This is a genomic window from Bradyrhizobium sp. LTSPM299, from assembly GCF_000938235.1.
Classification (GTDB): domain Bacteria; phylum Pseudomonadota; class Alphaproteobacteria; order Rhizobiales; family Xanthobacteraceae; genus Bradyrhizobium.
This window is the reverse complement of the sequence record NZ_JYMU01000031.1, coordinates 60,549-81,240: the sequence shown is the minus strand read 5'-3', so window position 1 is coordinate 81,240 and position 20,692 is coordinate 60,549. Positions and strand designations below refer to the sequence as shown.

Genomic DNA, 20,692 nt, shown 5'->3' with positions numbered 1-20,692 from the left:
TCTAACGGCAAGATGCCCTGTGCGTTCCTATCGCTCTCGGATCGTGGATCGTTGTTGGCCTCTGGCGGTTGTGTCACAAAATCATCATGACAGTCAGGAGGCACTTATGAACCCCTCAGCAGAACCAGAAGTGAACGACCGCGTAGTCTGGACCCGCGGTAGTGTGGGGCTCTCCGGGATCGTGACGGGCGCTCTCATCCTGAACGGCGCTGAGCCGGGATGGCAGCAACTGTTGGCGATACGCACCCAGCACGGCACGTTTCACGAGTTTCCCCGCAACCTGCGCGTCCTGCCGAGGATGATGCCGGCCAGCGCGCTGCTGTAACCGCAGACTGCTCGCGCGTAGCGGCCCGACCTATGCGAGCGGCAAGGCGATTTCGCAGGTCAGTCCTTGGGCACGCCAATCGAAACGCACCTCACCCTTGAGCTGGCCGATCATGTTTTCCATGATGCGTGTGCCGAACCCGCGGTGCGTGGGTGGCGTGACGGTTGGCCCACCCGACTCGACCCAGCACAGGCTGAGGCTTCGGTCTGCCGCTAGGGACCATTTGATTTCAACGTGACCGCCCGCCGCCGAGAGCGATCCGTATTTTGCCGCGTTGGTCGCGAGCTCGTGCAGGGCGATTGCAGCAGTCTGAGCCATACTCGGCTCCAGCATGACGGTCGGGCCGTCAATTCGCACGCGCGCCTCACTCTCCCCGCTGTAAGCCAAAAGCTCTTGCGTGACCAGACGGTGGAGCTCGGCTCCCTCCCAGCGGGATTCCACGAACAGCGTATGGACCTTTGCGAGCGCACCAATGCGCCCTCGATCAGTCGCTTGAGACCATCGGACGTATCGGAATGGGAAAGCCGCACCGTCGCCAACACCGTGGCCTGGATGTTCTTTGTGCGATGCTCGGCCTCACGCGCGAGATTGACGATCTGCGCCTGGCTCCGTTTGTGCTCGGTGATGTTGCGAGCGATTTCGCTGCGCCGACCACCTTGCCTAGCGCATTTCTGATCGGCGAAACGGTCAGGGAAATGTCAATCAACCTGCCATGCTTGCATTGCCGGACAGTTTCATAATGTTCGACGCTCCGGCCGCGCCGGATTCGCCCCATGATCGCGGCGTCCTCTTCTTGGCGATCCGGCGGCATCAAAACCGCGATCGGCTTGCCGACGATTTCCTCCGCCAGAATAGCCAAAGACGCGCTCCGCGCCGCCGTTCCAGCTCGTGACGATGCCATCGATATCCTTGCTGATGATTGCGTCGTCGCTTGATTGGATGATGGCGGCGAGCCGCAGCGCCGCCTCCTCGCCGCGTTTGCGCGCGGATATATCCTGGAAGCAGTTGATGGCGCCGACAATGTTGCCGCCGCGATCCTTGATCGCCTCGATGTCAACGAGCGCGATGCCGCGCGAGCTGTCGGGCCGCTCGATAGGGACCTCCTGGTCACGGACGGAAACACCGGTGCGCAACACATCGGCCATGGGGCATTGATGGTGCGGGAGCGGCCTGCCGTCGGGACTAAACTTCCGATACGATCCGCAAAACCGTTCGTCAGGATGTCCCGGTTCAGGCGACCGGCCCCATCGTTCGGCAGCGCGGCGGTTGTACCGAAGAACCAAGCCGTCCCGGTCGCAAACGTAGATCGCAAACGGCAGTTGTTCGAACAGTCGCCCAGGTACTTCGAAGCTGTCTTCGTCGTCACGCAAACCAAGGGCGACGCCGGCAGCGATCGCGACCGTATCCAGCTCGATTGAGGTTGTCAGGGGTTCGGCCTTACGGGAGCGTGGCGCCTCTGAAGGTACATTGCTCACTGTGCTGTCACCTGCGCCGAATTCGGGATTTGGATGATCTCGGGGCGCCCGATCCGCGTCCCTCATCTCGATTTGGCGGCTTGTGGTGCAAGCGCGCGCTTCATGGAAGCATACATCCTCAACTGGGCTGCGTTACGAAGCGCATTCTGCCTCGCCTCTCCTTCCGGCAATTGTCTCGCCTCGCCGGCACGCGCATCGGCCTGCTCATCCAGACGGTCCGCCGTCAAGAATACCACTTTCGTCCTGCTTCGCTTTTTAGGAATCATGTCGGTGACCTGACTTTCTTTCGAACCAGTCGAGTGGTTCGGATTGTGGTGAGGCCGATACAATTTGCATTTGATCGACGTGGCCGCAGCTTTTGCAGCGCAGCGTCCAATGCTCGTGCCCGGGTCGCGAAGCCGTGATCCGCTGCACCACGGTGGCGCCCGCACATCGCTGGCACCGTGGGCTCGACGGTATCAGGATTGGTGATGGGGCTATTTGAGCGGACATCCTGATCTCCTGTGAGGTTGCCGACTCTAGTCTGGAGATTTAAGTTCGCAGCTGAGCCAGCCTGTCGCGTCGCCGCTCAAGGCATCGCTGACCACCAGGGTTCGCTGGGCACGGTCACATTTGGGTCACTCGAACGTACGGAGTTCGTAACCCGCCGGGCCCGGCGCAATGCTGGCCAGCCGCGTTCGGGTCTCGCAGCGCCAGCAGCGCGGGCGCTCTATGACGCTAAGCGGCAAACCGGTTGGTAAGGTGTGAAAGCCGAGCATGCCGCACCCTTTATCTGCCCGGGCGGGTGCACAACACATTGCCGGGCCTCAGCCGCAGACCGGGCGATGTTCTCCCCTTGCAGATCGGTCTGCTGGTCAATATTGACCACACCGCACCATTTTTAATATTTAGGCATTGGTGGTCCCGAGGAGGGCTCATGAAGTCAGCGAAGCGAACATTCGATCCTCAGGCTTTTCTGGCCGTGGTCGGGACCGGAAAAGCGATACGGAAGTACCGTAAAGGTCGGATCATCTACGCCCAAGGCGAAGAGGCTGATCAGGTTTTTTACATCCAATCGGGCAAGGTCAAAGTGACCGTTGTTTCCGAGCAGGGAAAAGAAGCCGTCGTCGGCATATTGGACGCTGCGCAGTTTTTTGGCGAGGGATGTCTGAATGGTCAGGCGGTCCGCATCGGGACCGCGAAGGCGATCGAGGAGTGCCTTATCACCTCGATCACGCGAAAGGCGATGCTGGCGGCGCTCCGCAAGGAGCCAAGATTTGCAGAACTCTTCGTGACTTACCTGGTGACCAGGAGCAACCGCATTGAAGAAGATCTGATCGACCAGCTGTTCAATTCGAGCGAGAAGCGGCTCGCCCGCCTTCTGCTTCTGCTGGCCAATTTCGGAAAAGATGGCAAGCCGATACCAATCGACGCTTCGATCACTCAAGCAACCTTGGCGGAGATGATCGGTACGACCCGATCCCGGGTGAGCTTTTTCCTGAACAAGTTTCGCAAGCTCGGATTGATCAGCTACAACGGAAAGATCGAGGTGCATCGCTCTCTGCTGAACGCGGTCCTGTATGAAAAACCTCAGCTGCAAAGAGACGTAGAACCCGCCGAATAGATCGGATGATGGGGTAGCAATTCTTGCGCCCGTCGCAGCACATCTTACAACACTTCCGCCACCACCGCGCCCGGCCGGACCCTCGTCTGCAGTCGGGACACCGCCTCGGCCAGCGGAATGTCGGCCTGTGAGCCGTCGCGCTCGCGCAAACTCACCCGGCGGTCTCTCATCTCGCGGGCGCCAACAATGGCCATCACAGGCACCGCCATGTCACGCGCCGCCACGATGCGCCGCGACAGGGTGTCGGCGCCGTCATAGGCGACGGCTCTGATACCGGCATCCCAAAACGCCGCCATCACCTCCGCGCCGTATCCGGCCTGGTCTTTCGAGATCGGCATGACCGCGACCTGATCCGGCGACAGCCAGAACGGAAGTACGCCACCATGGTGCTCGAGCAGGATCGCGATCTTGCGGCCGAGTGATCCGAAGATCGCATGGTGGATCATCAGGGGCGTCGCGCGGCTGCCATCGGGCGCGATGTAGGACGCCTCGAGCCGCTGCGGCAGCACGCCGTCGAGCTGCACCGTGCCGCACTGCCAGGATCGTCCGAGCCGGTCGCGCAGCGCGAATTCCAGCTTCGGTCCGTAGAACGCGCCTTCGCCGGGATTGATCTGAGGCGCGAGGCCGCAGCGCCGCGCAGCATCGCCGAGCTTCGCCTCCGACCAGTCCCAGGTCGCGTCGTCGCCGGCGCGCACCGCCGGCCGCGTGGCCAGCGCCACTTCGTAGTCGGGAAAACCGAGGTCGCGGTAGACCTCGCCCAGCAGGGCGATGAAGCACGCGACTTCGGCCTCCACGTCCTGCTCGCGGCAGAACACATGGGCGTCGTCCTGCTCGAAGGCGCGCGTCCGCATGATGCCGTGGAGCGAACCGGACGGCTCATTGCGGTGGCAGGCGCCGAACTCGGCATAGCGGATCGGAAGCTCCCGCCACGAGCGCAGCCCCTTGTTGAATATCTGGACGTGGCACGGGCACGACATCGGCTTCAGCGCCATCGCCGCTTCGCCGTCATCGAGGCGGAACATGTGCTCGCCGAATTTGTCCCAGTGGCCGCTGCGCTGCCAGAGCTCCTGCGGCAGCAGCTGCGGCGTCCGGACCTCGGCATAGCCGGCGCGGCGCATCTTGCCGCGAACATAGTCCTCCAGCACCCGGTAGATCGCGGTGCCGCGCGGATGCCAGAACACCATGCCCGGCGCGTCGTCCTGAAGGTGCCAGAGCTTAAGCTGCACGCCGAGATTCCTGTGGTCGAGATCGTCCATGGCTTCATTCCTTGTAAGGGGAGTAAGCGCGGACGGGGATCATCAAACACAGAAAAGGCCCCGTCCGTCGCCGGCGGGGCCTTTTCTGGGTGAAATACGCTTGTCTCTAGCGCGCGCAACCAGAAGGCGACCCGCCGTAAGCGGTCGCCGTGGTGGTCGATGCGGCTGATCGAAGGTTGTTCATGGCGCTTATATGGCGGCAAGGCGCTCGGGCGTCAACTCAGTTCCACGAATGGCCTTTGACGATCACCTCGCAAATCGTTGAGGCCATCACCGGCACACTGCGGTTGACACAGCGAACGGCAGGGTTTCTATTTGGGCCACGGGGAAGTGCGATCTCCCCGCGAGGCGACATGCCCAAGAATCGCGTCCTGGTTCACCAAGGGCGCATCATGTCATCATACACCGCAATCTCATTCGAAAAACTGTCCCGGCTTATTGGAACGGCCAACGCGCCGGCGCTCATCGATGTTCGCATTGATGAGGATTTCGCCGCCGATCCGCGGCTGATACCCGGCGCGGTGCGCCGATCGCATCTCGACGTGCAGGACTGGGCCTCCCGCATGACCGGCCAGTCCGTCGTTGTCATTTGCCAGAAAGGCCAGAAGCTCAGCGAAGGCACCGCCGCGTTGCTGCGCTGTGCCAGCGTCGAGGCCGAAGTCCTCGAAGGCGGGCATCTCGGCTGGACCGCCGCGGAACTGCCGGCCGTCCCGGCCGACAAGATTCCCAAACGTGACGGGCGCGGCCGCACGGTCTGGGTCACGCGTTCGCGCCCCAAGATCGACCGCATCGCGTGCCCGTGGCTGATCCGCCGCTTCATCGATCCTGCCGCCGTGTTCCTGTTTGTGACGGCCTCCGAGGTCGAGGCGGTTGCCGAACGCTTCGGGGCAACACCGTTCGACATCGAGAATGTGTTCTGGAGCCATCGCGGCGAACTCTGCACGTTCGACGTGATGGTTAAGGAGTTCGGGCTCTCGACGCCGCCGCTGGAGCGGCTTGCGACGATGGTGCGGGCCGCAGATACCGGGAGGCTTGACCTCTCTCCGGAGGCTCCCGGATTGCTCGCGGCATCGCTTGGCCTGTCGCGGATGTACGACGACGACCTTGAACAGTTGAGCGCCGGCCTGCTCCTCTACGACGCCTTCTTTCGCTGGTGCCGCGACGCGACCAAGGAGACGCACAATTGGCCGACCAACAAGGTGAAGCCATGACTGACGTCGCGGCCAACGAAAAAGTGCGCATACCGGAGTACGCGCACGGCATCTCCTTCAATGAGGCGCTGCGCGTCTGGATTCGCGTGGCGATCCTCAGCTTCGGCGGGCCGGCCGGCCAGATCGCCGTCATGCACCGCATCCTCGTCGAGGAAAAAAACTGGATTTCGGAAGGGCGTTTCCTGCATGCGCTCAACTACTGCATGCTGCTGCCCGGGCCGGAAGCCCAGCAACTCGCGACCTATATCGGTTGGTTGTTGCACCGGACCGCCGGCGGCATTGTGGCGGGAGGACTGTTCATCCTGCCCGGCATCTTTGCCATCATGGGGCTCAGCTACATCTATGCCGCCTACGGCAATGTGGGTTTCGTCGAGGCCCTGTTCTTCGGTCTGAAGGCGGCGGTGCTCGCCATCGTCATCCAGGCCGTGGTCCGCGTCGGCAAACGAGCATTGCGCAATCCAATCATGATCGGCATCGCTGCGGCCGCCTTCGTCGCGATCTTCTTTTTCGGAGCGCCCTTCCCGCTCATCATCGTCGTGGCGGCCATCATCGGCTTCGTGGGGGCCCGGCTCGGCAGGCCGGAGTTTGCGGCCATCGAACACGGCGGCAAGAGTTCGGCTGCGATCGACGACATGCTCGGCGAAGCCGTCCCGGATCACGTTCGACCGAATACGATGCGCACGCTGCGGGTTGGCGCAGTCTGGCTGACGCTCTGGCTGGTTCCAGTCTTCGTAATCCTTATCGCTCAGGGCCCAAACGACGTCTTTAGCCAGATCGCGATCTTCTTCAGCAAGATGGCGATGGTGACGTTCGGCGGAGCCTACGCGGTGCTGGCCTATGTCGCGCAGCAGGCGGCCGAGTACTATCACTGGGTGAGCCCACGCGAGATGCTCGACGGCCTCGGCATGGCGGAAACCACGCCCGGACCGCTCATCATGGTCGTCCAGTTCGTGGGCTTCATGGCCTCGTTCCGCGAAGCGAGTGGCCTCCCGCCGATGCTCGCCGGAACGCTCGGTGGATTGTTGGCGACGTGGGTGACCTTCACGCCGTGCTTCCTCTGGATCTTCGCCGGGGCGCCCTACATCGAGGCGCTGCGTGGAAACAAGTCCCTCGCCGGCGCCTTGTCGGCCATCACCGCGGCGGTCGTGGGCGTCATCCTCAATCTCTCGATCTGGTTCGCACTGCATACGCTGTTCCGGCAGACCTTTCCGGTTCATACGCTCGGTCTATCACTCGACGCCCCCATACTCAGCAGTGTCGACCTTCCGGCGCTTGCCCTGTCGGTCGCCGCGGCCACGGCGATCTTTCGCTTCAACGTCGGAATGCTCGTCGTCCTCGCCGCTTCGTGCATCGCAGGCGTCCTGATGCGCCTGGCGGGCGTCATCTGACGGAGCGGAGCAAGGCCGCCGAATGGACTCCACCTGGCGCAGGACGTGGCAAGAAGGATCATCACGCCAACACGGACCCTTCAGACAACCCAAGACCGTTCGGTCGCAGCTTGGCGGCCACAAGGTCAAACCGAAAGCAACGGAGTTACGAACATGATGAAATCGATAGCGATCGCGTTGGCAGCCGCGCTGCTCCCCGGCGCATCCTTGTCTGCGCCGGCCGACCTTGGCAGGGCCGCACCGACAGAACAGGAAACGCTTGTCACGCCAAGCCAAGGCGTAGCGGCCGTACGCCTTCCCGCGACCGAGACGTTGCGCGGCGTCGTCGACAGCGTCGATCAGGGTAATGACACCATCAAGATCAGACTGTCCACGGGCACAGCGGAGCAGTTCGAGGTCCAGGACGGACTGCTCTTCAACGCTGTTCGCTACGGCGATCAGGTTGAAATTACCGTGGAGAGTATCGAAGGCGCGAAGACCATCGTCGGGCTGAAATAGCAATGGACGAAGACCACCATTCAATACGCGCCAACAAGAGCAACAAGGAGCGGACAACCATGCGCATCAAACGCTGGACGACAGCTTTCATTCTCGCGGCAGGTTTCGCGACCGCCGCGAGCGCACAGAAGATCGACTGGGACATCTTTGCCGAACCGTTCGTCTCTGCGGCCCATGCCCAAGACGTCAACTGGCAAAAAGTCGACGATGCGCTGGGCCGAAAACCGGCCATTGCCGGAGAGGTGCATCGCTATGGATTTCCGCGCAGCGACCTTTCCGTCACTTTGGACGGCGTGACCATCAAGCCGGCATTGGCACTCGGCGGCTGGGTTGCCTTCAAGCCCGCCCACGGCGGCGTCATGGTGATGGGCGATCTTGTTCTGCTGGACTCCGAGATAAACCCGGTCATGGCCAAGATGATTGCGAATGGCATCGAGATTACCGCAGTCCACAACCATCTGCTGCGTGCCAATCCCGCGACCTTTTACATGCACATCGCGGGACTTGGCGATGCCCCCAGGCTCGCGACGGCCATCCGCGAGGCGCTGCGGGAAAGCAAAACCCCCGGCGTTGCACCGACGCCGGCAACGGCTCCACCGGCCGTCGATCTCGATACCGCACAACTCGACCAGATCATCGGCGTCAAAGGACAGGCCAATGGCGGCGTCTATCAATTCAACGTCCCGCGGCGCGATCCCGTCACGGAAGGTGGCATGACATTGAGCCCGCCGGGACCGATGGGTGTTGCGATCGGCATCAACTTCCAACCGACTGGTGGAGGCAAGGCGGCCGTCACCGGCGACTTCGTGCTGACCAGTGACGAGGTGAACCCGGTCATCCTGGCATTGCGGACGCATGGCATCGACGTGACGGCTCTCCACAGTCACATGCTGGAGGAACAGCCGCGCCTCTTCTTCATGCACTTCTGGGCGAATGACGACGCGATCAAGCTCGCCAAGGGCTTGCGCGCCGCGCTCGACAAAACGGCAAGCACGAAAAGCTAGTGCAATCCAAACAAGGCGATCCAGTCATAAGGAAAGCAAAAGCTACCCTCCTCGCCGTGCTCGTTACTGTCTCCAATGCTGAGGCCGCGGACAATATGCGCAGACTCAAAGGCACCGAGATCGTCACCACGCTGAGCGGCATGCAATTCACCGATGAAGTGCATTGGCGCGAGGTCTATGAGCGGAACGGCACCCTGCGCAGTTACAGCATGGGCCGCGCCAGTGTCGGAAAATGGCGGCTCCGGAAAAATGAGCTCTGCACTGGGTACGGTAGCGAAGAGGAGCGGTGTTTTGAGGTCTGGCGACATGGCAACAGGGTCATTATGCAGCGCGACGCCGAGGACAAATACCCGAATGAAGGAATCCTTGAGAGACCCAGCGCCCCACCTTCGGACGTGCGAAAGCCAAAGCCGTCGCCGGCCAAAAATTAACGACGCGATCAAGCGGGAGCGATGAACAAGTGGAGAACCGAATGACAGTGAACAACGAGCGCCGTGATTTCATCAGGGGCGTTGGTGCTGCCGCAGCATCAACGGCGATTTTTGCGGGGACACCTGCCCTTGCGCAGGCCAATCAGGAGACAGGAGTAAAGCCAATGGCGTATCAGCCCAAGGTGATGCCGTTCGATCCGAAATCCATCACCGGCATCTCGGAGAAGGTCCTCATCAGTCACTACGAGAACAACTATGTCGGCGCCGTGAAGCGGCTGAATGCGATCGGCGCGCAGCTCGCCGAGCTCGATTTCACGAAAGCTCCGAATTTCGTCATCAACGGACTGAAACGTGAGGAGCTGATTGCCTCGAACTCGATGATCCTTCACGAAATCTATTTCGATGGGCTCGGTGGTGGCGGCAGCGCGAAAGGGCCGCTGATCGAGGCCATCGTGCGCGATTTCGGGAGCATGGAGCGGTGGCGCGCCGAGTTCGCCGCGATGGGCAAGGCGGAAGGCGGCGGATCGGGCTGGGTGATCCTGTCCTACTCGCCGCGTGACAAACGGCTCGTCAACCAGTGGGCGGCCGACCATACGACGACGCTCGCCGGTGGCCGCCCGGTGCTCGTGCTCGACATGTACGAGCACGCCTATCACATGGACTATGGTGCCGCGGCCGCGCGCTATGTCGACATTTACATGGAAGCGATCAAGTGGGACAACGCCGCAAAACTGTACGAGCAGTACAGCCGGGAAACGTAGAGCGTTTTCGAGCGAAGTGGATACCGGTTCGCGCTGGGAGAAAGCAAACATCTAGAGCCCCGTTCCGATTCCGACGGCGATTGCGAAATGTGAAAAAGGGGACGCTTTGCCATGAGGCTAGTGGCGATCACGGTATAGTCTGCGCTTGCGTGTCATTCAACGCCGCACATGCGCAGACGAGTTGCAGGGTCTGCGCTGACCAGCAAAAGGCCTGCATGAAGAATTAAGCCGGTGCGACCTGCAAATCCGAGTATCGGATGTGCATGAAGTCCTGCACGAAGTGAGGACCGTTTTTTCAGCGAACGATCCCTGAAGTGCCTCATCGCGGCACTCGCCTGCGGCATCGGGGGCTCAGTTGCCCTCGATGCCGGCTTTGTCGCCGAGGAAAGCCTTCGGAAATTATCGGCTGCACCGATCCGTACGAAGCTTGCCGGATGCAGCTGACCGATGAGGTGCACTATCAGCATGTCTACGATCAGGACGGTACGCTGAGAAGCCATCCGACAGGAGGGTCGAAAAATGGTTCATCGAACATTTCAGGAAATTGCCAAAATGTTGGCTGGACTTGCGATGCTATCCGGCGCCGCTGCCGCGGCTCAATCGGAAGACAAGCGGCCTCTCCGACTCGAAGCAAAAATCCTGCTCGGCGATGTGCAGGGCCGTATCGACCACATGGCGGTCGATTTGAAGAGGCAGCGGTTGTTCATAGCCGAACTCGGCAATGACAGCGTCGGCGTCGTCGATTTGGCCAATCACACCCTGATCCGGACCATCCATGGGCTGAACGAACCGCAAGGTGTCGGCTATGAGCTGTCGACTGATACGCTGTTCGTCGCCAACGCGCGGGGTGGCTCGGTCAGCCTGTTGGAAGGCACCGAATACAGGACGACGGGACGAATCGAACTCGGCAGCGATGCCGACAACGTTCGTATCGACGCCGCAGCCAAGCGCGTCGTCGTCGGTTTTGGTGATGGCGGGTTGGCCGTGCTGGATCCCTTGACCCGCAGCAAAGTCCGGAGCGTGCCATTGAAAGCGCATCCAGAGAGCTTTCAGCTCGTCCAGGATCGCATCTTGGTCAATTTGCCCGACGCCCACGCGATTGCGGTGGTGGATGGCACTTCCGGCAAGCAGCTCGCAACCTGGCCAATGGACAAGGGTGGCAATTTCGCGATGACCGCGGATCACGAACGAGGCCGAATTCTTGTGGCCTTTCGTAATCCGGCCGACCTGGGTGTCTTCGACCTGGCCAACGGCAAGTCCATCGCGAATGCCGAAACCTGCGGCGACGTCGACGACCTCTTCGTCGATGCCAAACGCTCGCGCGTCTATGTCAGTTGCGGAGCCGGTTACGTCGATGTGTTCGAGACCGACGCCGCGACCTATCGGCGAATCGCGCGCATTCCGACCGCTGCCGGCGCACGGACCTCTTTGTTCCTACCGGAATTGGATCGTCTGCTGGTCGCGGTCCGTGCAGGCCCGGCGGGCCCAGCAGCGATCTGGGTGTTCAAGCCTTTGCCTTGAATCGGCTCCGCTCGATTGAACCGTATCGATGACCGGCGAGTTGTCGTCGGCGCGCCGCATGGCCTGGTGGGTACCGGTCGCGACGGCTCCTATCAGCCGGAACCCGCTCGTTGGTTTTGAAGGATGCGGTCCTTGACCGTCCGTGCGATCGCCGCCGGCGCGTCGTCAGGGATCGCGAAGCATGAACTCGCGTTGATTTCGCAGAGGACGTAAGTGTCGGCGCCCGCCGCATCCTGTGGGCCGTAGAGAAAATCCGCGTCCCAGATGACCGGCAACGAGTCTTCGTCGATATCAAGCGTTTCCATCAACTGCGGGGTCCATGTGTCCTCCATCGACCTTCGCAGTGTCTGGAACAGCGAGGCATCGGGCCCATGCATCATCCGCGACCCCGGCTGCGCTTCAGGCGAGTCCGGGCCTTCCGGCGGAGGCGGGATCAAGGCCTTGATCAATTGCTGACCGAAGCCCGCGACCTTGGAGCCGCTCATGTAGCAGCGGATCATTCCTTCGGGCAGACGAGGCTGGTACGCCTGGTCGATGATGCAGCCGCCCCACCCGAAATACGGCTCGCAGCGGACGATGAACGCGTCGAGCGGCATCTCCTCGGGCAAGCTGCCGCGCAGCGCGTGGAGCACCCGGACCGTCGTGGCCGTATCCGGCAAAGCTTCCACCTTCCAGACGCCCTGGCCTCCATTTCCGCGGTTTTGTTTGATCACCCGCGGGCCGCCGGCCCGAAGGCACGACGGGAATTCGACGCGGAAGGCGTCTGCGCTGTCATAGCGATGCGTGTCACCGCCCCAGCCCAAATGGCGCGTGCGGTAGAGCACCTCCTTGACGCCCATCTTGAGGATGATGTCGGGATGTGCACTGACCCACGGGCCCTGCGCCGCGATCTCACGCAGCAACGGATCGAGTGCCGCGCGTGTCTTGCCCTGATGGATCGGGTCGACCCAGACCAGGACGCCATCGACCGCGAGCAGTTCGTTCCGGACCGCGTCGGCGAAGGCTTCGTCGTAGACAACGGGACGGGCCTCGATGCCGACAGCGGAGAGCGCTTCGAAAACGCGGATGAAGCGACTGTTTTGTGGGGTCGTGTCCCGACGTGCGGCAGCGTCTCCACGCGAAAGGATTGCAACGGTCTTGTGGTGAGGAGAGTGTTCGGTGTCCATGCGCAAGCTCCACGACGGATCGCGTGTCGCGCAGAGCTTGGACGGGGAGAGGTCTGACGGGGAGTCTGCATTGTCCCCACGACAATTACTTTACGCGACATCGCAAGCAGGTTTCAAGACGGAGATTGCTTCGCTTGACCGTGCTCGGTAATGTCGCGACAGGGGATCATTGGAGCCTCCCCGTTTAGATGGGCTTTACCATCCAAGCGCTCGCCACCTCGTTCGGGGGAGCGACTCTATGGATGGATTTTTCTTTACTCTCTTTGCCCTCGCCGCCCTTGCCGGCGGCTTCGTCAGCGGCTTTTCCGGCTTTGCGATGGGCATCGTCGTATCCGGCGTATGGCTGCATATCATCACGCCGATACAAACCGCCACCTTGATCGCCGGCTACGGTCTGCTCACGCAGGGCTATGGCATCTTCAAGCTGCGCCACACAATCGACTGGCGGAAGGCCTGGCCGCTCGCGCTTGGGACGGTCGTCGGCATCCCGGTCGGCGTCAGCATTCTGGCTTACCTCAACTCCACCTATTTGCGGTTCGGCGTCGGTGTGGTGCTTGAGCTTTACGCGATTTACGGCCTGACGCGGCCGGTCTTCGCTCCGATGAAGATTGGAATCGGATCTGATCTGGCGATTGGCGTTTCCAACGGCTTGCTTGGTGGCCTGACGGGCCTCGGCGGCATTATCTCGACGATCTCGTGCCAATGGCGCGGCTGGCCCAAGGAGGTGCAGCGCGCCGTGTTTCAGCCGGTGCTGTTCATAGCATTCGTGGTTATCTCGATCTCCCAGGCGGCTGCCGGCTCAATCACCAGAGATACGCTGGCACTGTACGCGTTGGGCATTCCATTCATGGTGGCCGGCCTTTGGGCCGGCTTCAAACTGTTTGGAAAAATCAACGATGAGACGTTCCGCAAGACCGTCCTGGTGCTGCTGCTGTTCTCCGGACTGTCGTTGATCGTCTCGGCGCTGTCCCATCCGGGATGAGTTGCCGGCTCCGCGCGTTCCCGCCGGAAATCACGATCACTGATTTGCCCGCGGCACAAGGTCCCGCGACAGAAGTCATTTCGTTTTTTTTGTAAAGCTCGGACAATCATGTCGCGAGAATGTTGGTGTATGACTCGCAGGTCGCGCCACAAATTCGGTGTCGTCCCGGGCTTGACCCGGGACCCAACCACAAATGCCGATTGTCGCGCGCCGCTGGGGCTACAGCTTTTTCGACAACACAACCCTGTAGTTATGGATCCCGGCTTTCGCCGGGACGACAGCGTTGATGTTGCGCACAAATTCTCGTACACCGTTCCCGCAATGACCTCCTCCCTTTCCCCCAATTCCGTCGACGTGCTGCTGTTCGATATCGGCCGCGTCGTGCTCGACATCAGCTTCGACGAAGTGATGGCGCGCTGGGCGCAGCACGCCGGCTGTGCGCCCGCCGTCCTCGCAAAACGTTTCGTCGTCGACGACAGTTTCAAGCATCACGAGATCGGTCGGATCGACGACGCGGCGTTTTTCGCGAACCTGCGGAGCTCGCTGGGTGTCGACCTCACCGACGCGCAGTTCCTCGAGGGCTGGAACGCGATCTTCACCGGCGAGATGGTGGGCATCCGCCCCCTGCTCGCGAACGCCGCGAAGCGGATGCCGCTCTATGCGTTTTCCAACACCAACCCGGCCCACATCGCGCATTTCTCGGCCGCCTATGCCGACCTGCTCAGTCACTTCAGGACCGTCTTCCTGTCGTCGACGATCGGCTTAAGGAAACCCGACGCCGAGGCCTATGATCATGTGGTAAAAGCGATCGGCGTGCCGGCGTCGCGGATCCTGTTCTTCGACGACTCGGCTGCCAATATCGAAGGCGCGCGGGCGCGCGGCCTTCAGGCCATCCACGTGACATCGACGGATGACGTGGCAAGGGCGCTGACCGCACTTGGAATTTGAAGACTCGGACTTTGAGGAGCTTTGCCCGTGGCCCTGATGCCGGTTGCCGATGCCCTCGCCGCCATCCTCGCGGGCGCCGACCCGCTGCCCGAGGAGATGGTGGCGCTCGATGCCGCCTATCACCGCACGCTGGCGCGCGATATCGCGGCGCGGCGCACCCAGCCGCCGCAGCCGATGTCGGCGATGGACGGCTATGCGGTGCGCGCAGCCGATGCGGCCAACCTGTCGGCCCGGCTCAAGGTGATCGGCGAGGTCGCGGCCGGCCGGCCGTTCGCGCGGACGGTCGGCGCCGGCGAAGCGGTGCGGATTTTTACCGGCGGCGTGATCCCCGACGGCGCCGACGCGATCATCATCCAGGAAGACACCCGCACCGACGGCGACCACATCACCATCACCGAGGCGGCCGCCAAAGGACGACATATCCGCGCGGCCGGCGTGGATTTCCACGAGGGCGATGTGCTGCTGGCAGGCGGCAGTCTGCTGGCCGACCGCGCGCTGTCGCTTGCGGCTGCGATGAACTATCCGGAGCTGCCGGTGTGCCGCCGTCCGAAGGTGGCGGTGCTGGCGACCGGCGATGAACTCGTAATGCCCGGCTCCCGCCCCGGCCCCGGCCAGATCGTCTATTCCAACGGCTATGCGCTGCGGGCGCTGGCCCGCGCCGAGGGTGCCGAGACCGTCGATCTCGGAATCGCGGCCGACACTGTGGCGTCGACGACCGCGGGGATCCGCCGCGCGCGTGACGTCGGGGCCGACATCCTGATCACCACCGGCGGCGCCTCGGTCGGCGACCACGACCTGGTCAAGCAGTCGCTGGAGGCCGAGGGCGTCAATATGGCGTTCTGGCGGATCGCGATGCGGCCGGGCAAACCGATGATGCACGGGCGTCTCGGGGGAATGCGGGTGATCGGCCTGCCCGGCAATCCAGTGTCGTCCTATGTGTGCGCCTTCCTGTTTCTGGTGCCGCTGATTCGCAGCCTGTGCGGCCGCAAGACGGTTCATCATGTCCGCGAGCGCGCCCTGCTCGGCCGCGATCTCGCCGCCAACGACCAGCGCGAGGATTATCTGCGCGCGCGGCTCGAGCAGCGCGACAACGGCACGCTGATCGCAACGCCGGTCACGCAGCAGGACAGTTCGCTGTTGGGAAATCTCGCTGCGGCACGGGCACTTCTGATCCGCCCGCCGTTCGCGCCGGCCGCCGCCAAGGGCGCGGCGTGCGAGATCCTGACCATGCCGGAGTGAGGCCTTCGCGGTAGCCGCGCATCGGGAGTGCCAGTTACGTTCACCTGAAATTAAGTGGTTGCGGAACACATATCGAACATATAGTGTCCGTTCATGATTTGTTTCGAGTACTGGTGTCACCAAATGGGAGTCCGTCTCGGAGTTTCGCGCTCCCGAGGTCCGGCTTTCTTCTGAAGTCTCGGAATCGAACGACGCTACCAACCGGGGGAATGCTCGAGATGCTCACGCGCAAACAGTACGAACTTCTGCGTTTCATCAACGAACGTCTGAAAGAGGCCGGCGTGCCGCCCTCCTTCGACGAGATGAAGGACGCGCTCGACCTGCGCTCGAAATCCGGTATCCACCGCCTCATCACGGCCCTGGAAGAGCGCGGCTTCATCCGCCGCCTGCCCAACCGCGCCCGCGCGATCGAGGTGATCAAGCTTCCCGAGCTCTCCGGCGGCGGCGGCAATGGCCGGCGTGGCTTCACGCCAAGCGTCATCGAGGGCACGCTCGGCAAACGCTCGACCGCGCCGATGACGGCCGAGGAGGACGGCAACCGCCCGGTCGCAGTCCCCGTGATGGGCCGGATCGCGGCCGGTACCCCGATCGAGGCGCTGCAGACCCGCAGCCACACCATCAGCGTCCCGCCCGACATGCTCGGCTCCGGGGAGCACTACGCGCTGGAAGTGCGCGGCGACTCGATGGTCGAAGCCGGCATTCTCGACGGCGACATGGCGTTGATCCAGCGCAACGACACCGCCAACACCGGCGATATCGTGGTGGCGCTGATCGACGAAGAGGAAGCCACCCTGAAGCGCTTCCGCCGCCGCGGCGCCTCGATCGCGCTCGAGCCGGCCAACACCGCCTATGAAGTGCGCATCCTGCCGCCGAACCGGGTGCGGATCCAGGGCAAGCTGATCGGGCTCTATCGCAAGTACTGAGGCAGCAAACGCGCTGTAGCGCGTTTGTGATCGGAGTGCTCCACGGTCAGTCGTACAATCGCCCAGAAACGGGAAGAAGATCGTACGCTATCGTCCACTCTGGTAGAGGCCCTATGCCTCAAGGAGAGGCACGGGTCGCTACCTCGAAATGAGGAGCCATCCGATGTGTGACTATAGTCTGCACGCCGTGGCATCGCGCCCCGCCGTCGTCGGAGAGACGCTGATCACCACGACCTTCCGCGGCACGTCGACCCGCGGCTTTGCTTCGGAGCATGATCCCGCCGTTGCGGTGTGCATGCGTCCGGGCACCGAGCTCGCCTTCGCCGAGAACGTCCGCTACGACGGCCGCTGGCTCTGGACCCGGACGATCGGCTACCGCGTCGGCGTGTTCAACGAGGTCGAGCCCGACGTTCCCGATCGCCATCATGATGCGGTCGAATTCCCCGACGGCAACCGCTTGCTGGTGACCCAGCTCTGCGAAGGCCAGCGCGTCACCGTGCTGCAGCTGCCGGCGGTCGCGTCGACCGTCGAGCGCGAGCCCAAGGTCGTGGAGCGGCGGCCCTCCGTATTCGCGTCGCTGTTTTTGGGTTGAGACCATCATCGCCGCGGGATGAGCCTCCGCGCGGCGGGTGACCAAAGTCATTTCCAGCGACCCCGGACTTAGCGTTCCGGGGCGCATTTGTGGATTTGCGTCCAATGGCGCCTTGGCGCATCATCACGGTCCGACAAGGACACGCGCGGTGGTCGACAAGGTCACTTGGCAAAAGGCTGGACGCGTCACGGAGCCGGGCCGCTACATGTTCCGGTTCGGCTGGCTGACGGTGACGGCCGCCGACCTGAAGGTCTGGGAGCAGTTTCCCCAGGCCGCCTTCACCCTCGTCAAGATACCCGACGCTGATCCCGACGCGGCCGAGTACCACCTCGGTTTGTTCGAGCTGCCGACCGGGCCTTCGTCCTAACCCGACTAATCGTATGGGCAGCAGCCCAACTCGAGCAGCTAATCCTGCAAGGCATGTCGCGCGCCTGATAGGCGCGCCAATCCACCATCCAACTTCGAATCCCGGCTCGCTCCGCGAGATCGGCGACCTGTGCCCGTGCTCGGGCTTCCAACCATCTCAAAAACGAAAGGAGCTGCCATGAGCAGTCGTTTCACGAGTGCCAACAATCCTGGCCTCCGCGGGCAGGAACGCATGAAAGAACTCGCCGCCGAGGCGAGAGTATCGCCCATCCCGGTAAAAACGGATTTAGTCGTGCGCGAAAACAGAGCGGAAACACCGCGAAATTTCGCAGATGTGATCATTCGATCGCACCGAAGGAAGCTTGCGGCGCCTCAGTGAGGCACCGAAAATGCCGAAGCCGCTTGCTCCGCCTAATGCTTAGGTTTCTTTGGCTGTTGCGGCCGCTGCTGACGAGCCTTTTTGGCTTCTTGGCGTTCTTGGTGGCGCCGTTGCTGTCTGGTCTGCTTTGGTCGTGCTTCTGGTTCTTCCGCGGGCGCGGCTAAGGGTGTTAGTCTTGGGTATGGCTCCTGGCCTGTTGCGTAGACATGCACCTGATCGACCAGCTGGTTCCAGTTCAGTGTTGTGCTATTCGAGCAGCTTGCGAGAAGGGTAAGCAGCAAGGCGGTAAGCGCCCCGCCAGCCGACATCTTTTTCTTGATTGCGACGGCGAGCTCTGGCGAGGAAGCTTCGATCGTACTGACAACCTCGGCCTCTGGCTTCCCCTGCCGAGCTTCGTCCAGTGCGGTCTGCAGAACACGCAGGATCTCGATCGTTTCTTGCGGCGCATGAACGACGCGGATCGCGTTCTCAACGAAGTCAAATTTTCCGTCGACGACACGGGCTGGACGTCCGCACCTTTGACACTGGGTCACGTTGTTGATGAATGCTGCGCCTGTCGATTCTGTAGCGCCAAAATCATTGGAAATGAACACGAACCCGCAATTGGAGCAGCGGCTCGGAAGCGCACCGGACGTCTGCTTCAGGGTTGGCACGATTATCAGTGTTCCCTCGCTCAGGCCGCCTCAATGGGCGGCCCAAATCATACCACGGAAGGATCGGACGGGGGTCCAGCCTCCCCCGCGGGGCCTCGGGGATGCCCCGTAAACCAGCGACCCCCGCTGAGGGGGTCAGCGAGGGCCAATGCGGCTGGGGTTGGCGCGGGTTATGGGCTTAGCGCCGCTGGCAAGTTCACGCCTCTAAACCCCGGGAGTCGAGCCCAATGATTGGGCCGTCGCCTCCAATGCCGGCGTGTCAACCAGTTATCCCAGAAATCCACAGGCGCCCGACGCCAGGCTCAAAGACAAGCGGGCATCGAATTTGCTTCGATACCATCGGTTCGCACCGGGAGAAGGACGTAATCGGACGAGGCAGGCGACCAGCTTCGCTCCAAGAACGGCTCGCTGCATTTGCACGGCTAAACCGAGAAGCTGCCTCCCGGCACGGAACGGGACATTCTCCTCGAGAAGGCGCGAAAGGCCGATGAAGCTGCGGATCTCGATAGTTCGACGAAGCGCCGGCAGGATTGACTGACACCGCCGACGCCGAATAGGGCGGCCCCCCTGGCTTGGACGGTTCACTCGATCAAATGAAACCGGTGGCGCATTTCCCGCTGAACGACCTTCATTGCTCGATCAGCGAGTCGCCTCGGCGATGCGCCGTAGAGGGTGACCTTTACCGAAAAGGAGCCGTCGTTCTGCCTGATGATCTGGATGCCGCTGATCGTTTCGCAGCCGGGCCACTGCCGAACAGCCTGGAGGCATTCTTTGCGGAGGTCCGCGTAGGTCAGACCAGTGGTTGGTGGTTTTGGCACTGGGACAATCCGGCCCGTTAAAGCCCTAGCTCTAGTTAGCAAAGCTGACACCGGGCTGACAGGCATTCCGGGTCGCGTCCGTCACTAGGCGTACAATAGGATTGAGCCGATCAGCGCGACGATAGACCCCCATATCGAGACCAAGGTCACACCGAGCCACAGCGTATCGAAGATTTCGCCTGTCGAGTAGCGGCGAGGCTTGCGATCGGGCGGGACTGTCACGGGTGCAGGGCTACGCGGCGAAGTGCGCCGCGGTCGCGAAGGCGATTGCGCACGCGGCGGCCAGCATTGTCGCAGCGCCGATAAGGCCTCGGGTCGTTTCCGTCTTGGTCAGGTGCGATTTCATGCTGAGGCAACGCGTGCTCTGGGGCAGTGTTCCTAGTCTAAACCCGCTCCCACGTCGCCAGAGCCGCCTCAACCGCTGCGGGGTCATCCTTGATACGGTAGACCGTTTGCCGGCTCAGGCCGGTGGTGTTCGCGATCGCGATCGCGCTCCGGTTTTGCGCAAGCATGTCGCGCACCTTGTCGACTTGCTGCCGGGTGAAGCTCGGCTTCCGGCCCCGATACTCGCCATGTGCCTTGGCGTGCGCGATGCCGGCCCGCTGGGCTTCCTTAATGGCCTCGGCCTCGGCCTGAGCGTTGGCAGCCATGAACGCGATCACCGCGTCTCTGGCGGCCTTCTGCATGGGGTCCTTGGTGGTGCCGTCGAACACCATGCTGTTGATCACCGTCCGGACGATGACACCGCGCCTAATGAACTCGCGCAGCACCTCGGTGATGTCCTCATAGTTGCGGCCCAGGCGATTTACCCAGCGCACCACCAGCGTGTCGCCTTCGCGCAGCATGTCGAACAGCCGGCGGCCTTCAGGCCGCTCGACAAGGCGCGTAGACACGCCAGAGACGCCTTCGTCGCATAGGACGGCGTCGAACTTGTATCCGGTCGCCTCGGCCATCGTGCGCTGATGAGCGCTGGTCTGCTCCGACGTGCTAACTCGGCAGTAGAGGATGGTCGCCATTGGAACACCTGTCCGTTGAGTTGGTGTCCACATAAAATGATGTCCGAAAGGCAGAGTCAACCCTATCGGACATGTTCTTTGACGATCTTGACATGTCCGCTACGCGTACCCCAACGGACAACCACGGATGAAAAGAT

General features: G+C 62.2%; 23 protein-coding genes. 16 read left to right on the top strand and 7 right to left on the bottom strand.

The window, feature by feature from the left end; all coding sequences use genetic code 11:
- Window positions 1-106: 106 nt before the first annotated feature.
- Window positions 107-325 (top strand): hypothetical protein, encoded by a 219-nt coding sequence (locus UP10_RS44365; protein ID WP_197086848.1) that lies wholly within the window; start codon window positions 107-109, stop codon window positions 323-325.
- Window positions 326-355: 30 nt separating this feature from the next.
- Here UP10_RS44365 and UP10_RS46700 read toward each other — a convergent pair whose 3' ends face one another.
- From UP10_RS46700 to UP10_RS45860, 3 genes are read right to left on the bottom strand one after another with little or no spacing between them, the layout of a single operon-like run.
- Window positions 356-799 (bottom strand): sensor histidine kinase, encoded by a 444-nt coding sequence (locus UP10_RS46700; RefSeq protein ID WP_082077169.1) that lies wholly within the window; start codon window positions 797-799, stop codon window positions 356-358.
- Window positions 800-809: 10 nt separating this feature from the next.
- Window positions 810-1,136 (bottom strand): PAS domain S-box protein, encoded by a 327-nt coding sequence (locus UP10_RS46695; protein ID WP_502692208.1) that lies wholly within the window; start codon window positions 1,134-1,136, stop codon window positions 810-812.
- Window positions 1,060-1,800 (bottom strand): PAS domain S-box protein, encoded by a 741-nt coding sequence (locus UP10_RS45860; RefSeq protein WP_283807657.1) that lies wholly within the window; start codon window positions 1,798-1,800, stop codon window positions 1,060-1,062. The genes UP10_RS46695 and UP10_RS45860 overlap by 77 nt, the downstream gene beginning before the upstream one ends.
- 916 nt (window positions 1,801-2,716) lie before the next feature.
- Here UP10_RS45860 and UP10_RS17885 point away from each other — a divergent pair.
- Complete coding sequence (locus tag UP10_RS17885; protein ID WP_044588620.1) at window positions 2,717-3,403, top strand: Crp/Fnr family transcriptional regulator; 687 nt, start codon at window positions 2,717-2,719, stop codon at window positions 3,401-3,403.
- Window positions 3,404-3,447: 44 nt separating this feature from the next.
- Here the strand turns inward: UP10_RS17885 and thrS are convergent, their stop codons facing one another.
- On the bottom strand, window positions 3,448-4,659 hold the full coding sequence (gene thrS, locus UP10_RS17880; protein ID WP_050043721.1) for a threonine--tRNA ligase: 1,212 nt from the start codon (window positions 4,657-4,659) through the stop codon (window positions 3,448-3,450).
- A 392-nt stretch (window positions 4,660-5,051) separates the two neighbouring features.
- Here thrS and UP10_RS17875 point away from each other — a divergent pair, with 392 nt between their 5' ends.
- The 7 genes from UP10_RS17875 (at window position 5,052) to UP10_RS17845 (ending at window position 11,473) form a co-directional block, all read left to right on the top strand.
- The gene (locus tag UP10_RS17875) at window positions 5,052-5,870 is read left to right on the top strand and encodes a chromate resistance protein ChrB domain-containing protein (RefSeq protein WP_044588763.1); all 819 of its coding nucleotides are present in this window, start codon (window positions 5,052-5,054) and stop codon (window positions 5,868-5,870) included.
- Entirely contained in the window at window positions 5,867-7,258 is a 1,392-nt protein-coding gene (chrA, locus tag UP10_RS17870) for a chromate efflux transporter (RefSeq protein ID WP_044588619.1), read from the top strand. Before UP10_RS17875 ends, chrA begins: the two co-directional genes overlap by 4 nt.
- A gap of 153 nt (window positions 7,259-7,411) precedes the next feature.
- Window positions 7,412-7,756, top strand: coding sequence for a hypothetical protein (locus tag UP10_RS17865; RefSeq protein ID WP_156180101.1), 345 nt, complete (start codon window positions 7,412-7,414; stop codon window positions 7,754-7,756).
- A gap of 59 nt (window positions 7,757-7,815) precedes the next feature.
- Window positions 7,816-8,760, top strand: a complete 945-nt coding sequence (locus tag UP10_RS17860; RefSeq protein ID WP_044588761.1) for a DUF1259 domain-containing protein — start codon at window positions 7,816-7,818, stop codon at window positions 8,758-8,760.
- On the top strand, window positions 8,760-9,191 hold the full coding sequence (locus UP10_RS44355; RefSeq protein ID WP_156180099.1) for a hypothetical protein: 432 nt from the start codon (window positions 8,760-8,762) through the stop codon (window positions 9,189-9,191). Before UP10_RS17860 ends, UP10_RS44355 begins: the two co-directional genes overlap by 1 nt.
- Window positions 9,192-9,232: 41 nt before the next feature.
- Entirely contained in the window at window positions 9,233-9,952 is a 720-nt protein-coding gene (locus UP10_RS17850; protein ID WP_156180097.1) for a superoxide dismutase, read from the top strand.
- Between the two features lie 570 nt (window positions 9,953-10,522).
- Complete coding sequence (locus UP10_RS17845; RefSeq protein ID WP_050043720.1) at window positions 10,523-11,473, top strand: YncE family protein; 951 nt, start codon at window positions 10,523-10,525, stop codon at window positions 11,471-11,473.
- Window positions 11,474-11,565: 92 nt separating this feature from the next.
- Here the strand turns inward: UP10_RS17845 and UP10_RS17840 are convergent, their stop codons facing one another.
- On the bottom strand, window positions 11,566-12,639 hold the full coding sequence (locus UP10_RS17840; protein ID WP_044588615.1) for a Cj0069 family protein: 1,074 nt from the start codon (window positions 12,637-12,639) through the stop codon (window positions 11,566-11,568).
- A 238-nt stretch (window positions 12,640-12,877) separates the two neighbouring features.
- Between UP10_RS17840 and UP10_RS17835 the strand changes: the two genes are divergently transcribed.
- The 7 genes from UP10_RS17835 (at window position 12,878) to UP10_RS44350 (ending at window position 18,068) form a co-directional block, all read left to right on the top strand.
- Window positions 12,878-13,621, top strand: a complete 744-nt coding sequence (locus UP10_RS17835) for a sulfite exporter TauE/SafE family protein (RefSeq protein WP_044588614.1) — start codon at window positions 12,878-12,880, stop codon at window positions 13,619-13,621.
- 321 nt (window positions 13,622-13,942) lie between these two features.
- Window positions 13,943-14,569: an HAD family hydrolase gene (locus UP10_RS17830; RefSeq protein ID WP_044588760.1), complete on the top strand. Its 627-nt coding sequence runs from the start codon at window positions 13,943-13,945 to the stop codon at window positions 14,567-14,569.
- A gap of 27 nt (window positions 14,570-14,596) precedes the next feature.
- The gene (locus UP10_RS17825; RefSeq protein WP_044588613.1) at window positions 14,597-15,808 is read left to right on the top strand and encodes a molybdopterin molybdotransferase MoeA; all 1,212 of its coding nucleotides are present in this window, start codon (window positions 14,597-14,599) and stop codon (window positions 15,806-15,808) included.
- Between the two features lie 218 nt (window positions 15,809-16,026).
- Entirely contained in the window at window positions 16,027-16,731 is a 705-nt protein-coding gene (gene lexA, locus UP10_RS17820; protein WP_044588759.1) for a transcriptional repressor LexA, read from the top strand.
- Window positions 16,732-16,894: 163 nt separating this feature from the next.
- Complete coding sequence (locus tag UP10_RS17815) at window positions 16,895-17,323, top strand: hypothetical protein (protein WP_044588612.1); 429 nt, start codon at window positions 16,895-16,897, stop codon at window positions 17,321-17,323.
- 148 nt (window positions 17,324-17,471) lie between these two features.
- On the top strand, window positions 17,472-17,690 hold the full coding sequence (locus tag UP10_RS17810) for a hypothetical protein (protein WP_044588611.1): 219 nt from the start codon (window positions 17,472-17,474) through the stop codon (window positions 17,688-17,690).
- Between the two features lie 177 nt (window positions 17,691-17,867).
- Entirely contained in the window at window positions 17,868-18,068 is a 201-nt protein-coding gene (locus tag UP10_RS44350) for a hypothetical protein (RefSeq protein ID WP_156180095.1), read from the top strand.
- Window positions 18,069-18,100: 32 nt separating this feature from the next.
- Here UP10_RS44350 and UP10_RS42105 read toward each other — a convergent pair whose 3' ends face one another.
- Together UP10_RS42105 and UP10_RS17795 are read right to left on the bottom strand one after the other, a co-directional pair.
- Entirely contained in the window at window positions 18,101-18,721 is a 621-nt protein-coding gene (locus UP10_RS42105) for a hypothetical protein (protein WP_050043719.1), read from the bottom strand.
- Window positions 18,722-19,922: 1,201 nt separating this feature from the next.
- On the bottom strand, window positions 19,923-20,555 hold the full coding sequence (locus tag UP10_RS17795; RefSeq protein ID WP_044588609.1) for a recombinase family protein: 633 nt from the start codon (window positions 20,553-20,555) through the stop codon (window positions 19,923-19,925).
- Window positions 20,556-20,692: the final 137 nt, after the last annotated feature.